The following is a 7,022-nucleotide window of genomic DNA, read 5'->3' on the forward strand; positions in this document are numbered from 1 at the left end:
GGCCCAGAGGCTCGAGGCGCAGATACAGCTCCGAGTACATCAATGCGCCGGGATGGACGAGCAGTACTCGCATACGGGAGAGTATACCGCGCTTAGGTAGCTCGGAGGGGGGCTCCGCCCCCCTTCCGAAGCCTCCCCCCCGATCAGATTGCGCCGGCGAAGCCGGCGCTCGAAGCGGAACACTCCTTCTCGCTAGGGCAGGGGAATTACTTGGACAGGCGCCGACGGAGGCGCCGGGACGCCGATCTCGGCCGAGGGCAGGTCGCGCGCCTTCTGGAAGAGCACGCGGTAGCTCTCGAGCCCGCCGTCGCGGTGCAGATGCGCGCCCGCCCAGAGATAGATCTGGAAGAGCCGGTAGACGCGCTCACCAAAGCGCGCGGCCAGCTCCTCGTGGGCGGCCTCGAGATTGCGCGCCCAGGCCTGGAGAGTGAGGAAGTAGCTGTGCCGATCATTGTGGAGCGCGATGGGCTCGATGGCGGTGCGGTTGGCGGCGGCAAAGAGCTCGGGGAGGACCACGGGGGTGTGGTCACCCGGAAAGATGTACCGGTACGTGAACGCGCTGACATCAAACTTGCGGCGACCCGCCGCGAAGTCCATGTAGAGTCGCCTCCCGGGCTTGAGGAGCGCCTCGAACTTCCTGAAGAGCGCGGGATAGTCCGGGAGATGCTCCATGACCCCCAGGAGCACGATGGCGTCGTAGCGCTCCACGGGCTCGTAGTCGAAGATGCTCTCGAACACGGCCCGAAGCCGGCCGGGCAGGCTGTGGGTCGCGCACCACTCGGAGAGGTAGGCGTACTGCTCGCGCGAGATGGTGAGCATGGTCACGTGCACGCCCCGCGAGCCCGCATAGCCCGCGAAGGAGCCCCAGCCGCCGCCCACATCGAGCACGTGCCCGCCCGCCTCGAGCCGGCAGGCGTCCAGGATCCAGTCGAGCTTGTTCTGGGCCGCCTGCTCCAGGGTGTCGTCCTCCGAGTGATAGAGGGCCTGGGAGTAGAGCCGGAACTTGCGATCGAGGAAGGCAAAGTAGAAGTCATTGCCGTAGTCGTAGTGCTGGGGCACCCAGGTCTTGTCGGCGCGCGCGTCGCCGAGCAGCCACGGCTGGACAAATCGCCAGATGGACGCGAGGGGATGCCGATCCGAGAGCACGCGCCGCAGATCGAGGGCGGCGAGGAAATCTCCCGAGAAGTCGAGATCGCCGCGCATATAGGCTTCGCCAATGCGGGTCTCGTCCATCGAGAGCAGGGCCCGCCAGCCTCGAGGAGACCGCAAGGCGATTCTGAAGGCGGGGCGGACCCCGAGCCCCATCCGAAGCACCGAGCCATCCATGAGCTCGAGGTCGAAGGTAGGCGCCTCGGGACGTGCGAGCCGATGTGCCAGCGCGCGCAGGGCGAGAGGAGCTCGAGCCCGGTCCGGCATCGCGCCGTACGGTAGATGAGCGCCCCGGGAGAGTCAAGATCATTGACCCGTGCGGGGGCGCGGGCTACTCTGGGACGCGCTGCCCCGCGCTCTTCCGGGCGCGCCGGAGACTCCAGCATGCACTGTCCGCGCTGCCGGCACGAGAACGCCGCCTCGTCGCGGTTCTGCACCGAATGCGGCGCGCGTCTGGCCGTGTCTTGTGGATCGTGCGGCGCCGAGCTCGGCGAGGGTGTCCGCTTCTGCGGTCAGTGCGGCCAGCCCGTCGATGTCAAGGGCGCGAGTCAGCCGCGCTTCTCCTCGCCCGAGGCTTATACCCCGCGGCATCTCGTGGAGAAGATCCTCACCTCCAAGGGCGCGGTCGAGGGTGAGCGCAAGCAGGTCACGGTGCTCTTCGCCGATCTCAAGGGCTCCATGGAGCTCCTGGCCGACCGCGATCCCGAAGAGACGCGCAAGCTCCTCGACCCTGTCCTCGAGCACATGATGGATGCCGTCCACCAGTACGAGGGCACGGTCAACCAGGTCATGGGCGACGGCATCATGGCCCTCTTCGGCGCCCCCCTCGCCCACGAGGATCACGCCGTGCGCGCCTGCTATGCGGCCCTCCGCATGCAACACTCGGTCAAGCGCTACGCCGACGAGGTGCGGCGCACCGAGGGCGTGCCCATCCAGATCCGGGTCGGGCTCAATTCTGGCGAGGTGGTGGTGCGCTCGATCGGCAGCGACCTGCACATGGACTACACCGCCGTCGGGCAGACGACGCACCTGGCCGCCCGCATGGAGCAGATGGCCACGCCGGGCTCGGTCCTGACCACGGTGGACACGCTGCGGCTGGCCGAGGGGTACGTGGAAGCGCGCTCGCTGGGCCCCATGTCCGTCAGGGGTCTGGATGTGCCCCTCGACGTCTTCGAGGTTACGGGCGCCGGAGTGGCGCGCTCGCGGCTCCAGGCCTCGGCGCGGCGCGGGCTGTCGCGCTTCGTGGGGCGCGCCCCCGAGCTCGATCTGCTCCGCGAAGCGCTCGGGCGGGCGGAGGGCGGTCATGGCCAGGTGGTGGCCGTGGTGGGCGAGCCGGGCGTCGGCAAGTCCCGACTCCTGCACGAGCTGACTCAGGCGGTCCCGAGGCCGCCCTGGCTCGTCCTCGAGAGCCGCTCGGTCTCCTACGGAAAGGCCACGCCGTATCTGCCCATCAGCGACCTGCTCAAGGGTTACTTCCAGGTCGAGGCGCGGGACGGGGCCCGCGAGCTTCGGGCCAAGGTCGTGGCCCGGCTGCGCGCGCTCGACGAATCGCTCGAATCCGCCATCCCGGCCTTCCTGACGCTCCTGGACGTGCCCGCCGAGGAGGTGCGCTGGCAGGGGCTCGACCCCTCGCAGCGCCGTCAGCGCACCCTGGATGCCGTCAAGGCGCTCTTGCTCCGCGAGAGCCGGAATCAGCCGCTCCTCGTGGCCTTCGAAGACCTGCAGTGGGTGGACAGCGAGACGCAGTCGCTCCTGGACAGTCTCGTCGAGAGCCTGCCCCGCGCGCGCGTGGTCCTTCTCGTCAACTACCGGCCGGAGTACGAGCACGGCTGGTCCGGCAAGACGTACTACACGCGGCTGCGCCTGAACACCCTGGCGCGCGAGAGCGCCGACGAGCTGCTGCAGGCGCTCCTGGGCGACGACGCGGGACTGGATCCGCTCAAGCAGCTTCTCGTCGCCCGCACCGGCGGCAATCCCTTCTTTCTCGAGGAGAGCGTGCGCACCCTCGTGGAAACGGGCGTGCTCGAGGGTGAGCGCGGCCAGTACCGAGCGGCGCGGTCTCTGGCCGCCATCCAGGTGCCGGCCACCGTCCAGGCCATCCTGGCCGCCCGCATCGACCGGCTTCCCGCGCGGGACAAGCGCCTGCTCCAGTCGGCCTCCGTCATCGGCAAGGATGTGCCGTTCGCGCTCCTCCAGGCGCTCGAGGACGCCCCCGAGGAAGAGCTGCGCCAGGGCCTGGCCCATCTGCAGTCGGCCGAATTTCTCTACGAGACGAGCCTCTTTCCCGATCTCGAATACACTTTCAAGCACGCCCTCACGCACGAGGTCGCCTACGGCGCCCTCCTCCACGGCCATCGCCGCGCGCTCCACGCGCGGCTCGTCACGGTGATCGAGCGCATGACACCGGGGCGGCTGGCCGAGCGGGTGGATCGCTTGGCCTATCACGCGCTTCACGGTGGGCTCTGGGACAAGGCGGTTGTCCTCTACCGCAAGGCGGGAGGCAAGGCGGCCGCCCGCAGCGCCTATCGCGAGGCCGCCACCTGCTTCGAGCAGTCGCTCGTCGCGCTCGGGCATCTGCCCAAGAGCCGCGTGCGCGACGAGCAGGCGGTGGATCTTCGACTCGACCTGCACAATGCGCTCGTGCCCCACGGCGAGGTCAGCCGCATGCTCGAGACGCTTCACGAAGCGGAGCGGGTGGCCGCGGCTCTGGGAGATCAGCGGCGGATGGGGCAGGTGGCGGCCTACATGACCCAGGACTACTGGTGGACGGGCCAGCCGGATCGCGCCGTCGCCTCGGGACAGCGGGCCCTCGCCATCGCGGGCAAGCTCGGCGATGCCGCCCTCGAGGCCATCGCCAACATGCGCCTGGGCCAGGCCTACGCGAGCCTCGGCGAGTACCGGCGGGCCGTCGAGGCCCTGGGCCGCAATGTCGAGCGCGCGGGGAGCGAGCCCACCGGCGGCATGGCCCTCCGCTCGGCCGCCTCGCTGGCCTGGATGGCCTGGTGCCTCGGCTATATTGGCGACTTCGCCGAGGCGAGCGCGCGGGCCGAGGAAGCTCTGCGCCTGGCCGAGGCGGCCCAGCATGATCTCTCGCTGGCCATGGCCTATGCCGGCGTGGCCCGCCCGTATCTCGTGCAGGGCGATTTTCCGCTGGCCATATCCTGGCTCGGCCGGAGCATCGAGATTTGCCGGCGCGCGAGCTTTGCCCCGCTCTTCCTCCTCGTGGCGGGCGATCTGGGCCAGGCCTATGCCCTGTCGGGGCGCGTCGAGGAGGGGCTCGGCCTCCTCCAGGAAGCGACGGCCCAATCGGCAGCGCTGAATCTTCTCCCCACGCATGCCTGGAACGTCACCATGCTCGCCGAGGTGTGCGCGCTCGCGGGGCGCCGCGAGGAGGCCCTCACGCATGTCGAGCGTGGCCTGGCCATGGCCCGCGCCCATCGCCAGCGCTGGCTCGAGGCCGAGGCGCTGCGCATTCTGGGCCAGCGACGGGCCGCCCAGTCGGCGCACGCGCCGGCGCGCGCGGCCCTCGAGGAAGCCATCGGGATCGCCAGCGAGATGGGGCTAAGGCCGCTGCTGGGCCGCTGCCATCTGGCTCTGGGCCGGGCGCTCGCCCGCGCGGGCGGGCCGGACTCGGGGCAGGAGCACCTCGAGCAGGCCGCGGAGCTCTTCCGTGACATGGGCATGCGCTTCTGGCTCGAGCGCGCGGAGGCCGCGCGGGGCCGCTCCGGGCACTAGGTCCACCACGGCTTGGCATGGCATAATCCCGGCGTGATCCTGCGCGGGTCGCTTTTCCGCAAGTACGCCATCCTCTTCGCCGCCCTGGTGAGCGGGGCGCTGCTCGTCAGCGGCCTGCTCGAGACCTACTTCTCGTACGTGGAGAACAGGGACGCCCTGGCCGCCCTCGAGCAGGAGAAGGCGCGCGGCGCGGCGGCCCAGATCGAGCAGTTCGTCAAGGGGGTCGAGCAGCAGATCGGCTGGACGACGCAGCCGCCCATCGTCGCGCCGGCCGCCGCCATGGAGCAGCGACGTGGCGACTACTTCCGTCTGCTCCGTCAGGTGCTGTCCGTCACGGAAGTCAGCTACATCGACCCCGAGGGGCTCGAGCAGCTCCGCCTCTCGCGCCTGGCCATGGACGTCGTGGGCAGCAAGACGGACTATTCGAAAGACCCGCGCTTCCTCCAGCCAAAAGCCGGACGCGCCTACTTCAGCCCCGTCACCTTCCGCAAGGAGTCCGAGCCCTACATGACCATCGCCCTGGCCGGCAGCGAAAAAAAGCCCGGGGTGACGGCGGCCGAGGTCAATCTCAAGTTCATCTGGGACGTGGTCTCCAAGATCAAGGTGGGCCGGGAGGGACGGGCCTACGTGGTGGACTCGAGCGGGGCCCTCATCGCCCATCCCGACATCAGCCTCGTCCTGAAGAAGACGGACCTGTCGGCCCTGGCCCAGGTGCAGCAGGCCATGCGCGCCGGGAAGGCCGGCGTCTCCACGCCCCTCGTCGCCAAGGATCTCGATGGACGCCGCGTGCTCGCCGCCTCCGCCCCCGTGGCCCCGCTCGGCTGGTCGGTGCTGATCGAGCAGCCCTGGGCCGAAGTCGTCGAGCCGCTTCGCGCCTCCGCCGTCCGCACGGCCGGCCTGGCTTTTTTTGGCATCATCCTGGCCGTGCTGGGCAGCCTCGTCCTCGCCCGCCGGATGACCCGGCCCATCCAGACCCTCCAGGAAGGCGCCGCGCGCATCGGGGCCGGGGATCTCGGGCACCGGCTCGAGGTCAAGACGGGCGACGAGATCGAGAGCCTGGCCGAGCAGTTCAACACGATGACCTCGCAGCTCCGCGAGTCCTACGCCAATTTGGAGCACAAGGTCGAGGACCGTACGCGAGAGCTCTCCGAGGCGCTCCAGCAGCAGACGTCGACCAGCGAGATCCTGCGGGTCATCTCGAGCTCGACCACCGATCTTCAGCCGGTCATGGACGCCGTCGCGGAAAGCGCGGGCCGTCTGTGCGACGCCGACACCGTGATCCACCGGCTCGAGGGAGACTTCTCCGAGCGGGTCGCCCACTTCGGGCCTACGCCCTCCGGGCCGCTCGGCACACGCATCCCGCTGACGCGCGGGTCCGTGAGCGGCCGCGCGATGATCGATCGCCAGCCCGTGCACGTCGAGGATCTGCAGGCCGCGGGCGAAGAATTCCCCGAGGGGTATGCGCTCGCCCAGGAGTACAACCACCGGACCACCCTGTGCGTGCCCATGCTGCGCGAGGGCGTGGCCATTGGCTCCATCCTGCTCCGGCGAAGGGAAATCCGACCCTTCACGGAAAAACAGATTGCCCTGCTCCAGACCTTCGCGGACCAGGCCGTCATCGCCATCGAGAACGTGCGTCTTTTCAAGGAGCTGGAGGCCCGCAACCGCGATCTGACCGAAACGCTCGAGCAGCAGACGGCGACTGCCGAGATCCTCCGGGTCATCAGCAGCTCGCAAACCGACGTCCAGCCCGTGTTCGAGACGATCGCGGAGAACTCGCTCCGCCTCTGTGACGCCACCTTCAGCACCGTGTTCAGATACGATGGTGAGCTCGTCCACCTGGCCGCTCTTCGGAATGTCACCCCGGAGGGCGCCGCGGCCATTCGCAGCGCGTTCCCCATGCCGCCCAGCCGGGGGGGGGCGTCGGCTCGGTCCGTTCTGACTCGCCGCATCGTTCACATCGCCGACGTGCGGGATGATCCCGAATACGTGCTCGGCGGCCTCGCCGATGTCGCGAAGTTCCGAAGCATCCTCTCCGTGCCCATGCTGCGGGACGGACAGCCCATCGGAACGATCACGGTGGCGGCGGCGCGGACGATGCTGTTTCCGGACAAACAGGTCGAGCTGCTGAAGACCTT

At 69.3% G+C, this 7,022-nt stretch carries 3 protein-coding genes; 2 read left to right on the plus strand and 1 reads right to left on the minus strand.

Features of this window, described 5'->3' with window-relative positions:
- Positions 1–192: 192 nt before the first annotated feature.
- Positions 193–1,305: a class I SAM-dependent methyltransferase gene (locus VGT00_07960; GenBank protein HEV8531335.1), complete on the minus strand. Its 1,113-nt coding sequence runs from the start codon at positions 1,303–1,305 to the stop codon at positions 193–195.
- A gap of 228 nt (positions 1,306–1,533) precedes the next feature.
- On the opposite strand from VGT00_07960, the gene VGT00_07965 reads away from it, so the two are divergent.
- Positions 1,534–4,884, plus strand: coding sequence for an AAA family ATPase (locus VGT00_07965; protein ID HEV8531336.1), 3,351 nt, complete (start codon positions 1,534–1,536; stop codon positions 4,882–4,884).
- A 33-nt stretch (positions 4,885–4,917) separates the two neighbouring features.
- A partial coding sequence (locus VGT00_07970; GenBank protein HEV8531337.1) for a GAF domain-containing protein occupies positions 4,918–7,022 on the plus strand: 2,105 nt, incomplete at its 3' end.

Source organism: Candidatus Methylomirabilota bacterium (assembly GCA_036002485.1).
Classification (GTDB): domain Bacteria; phylum Methylomirabilota; class Methylomirabilia; order Rokubacteriales; family CSP1-6; genus AR37.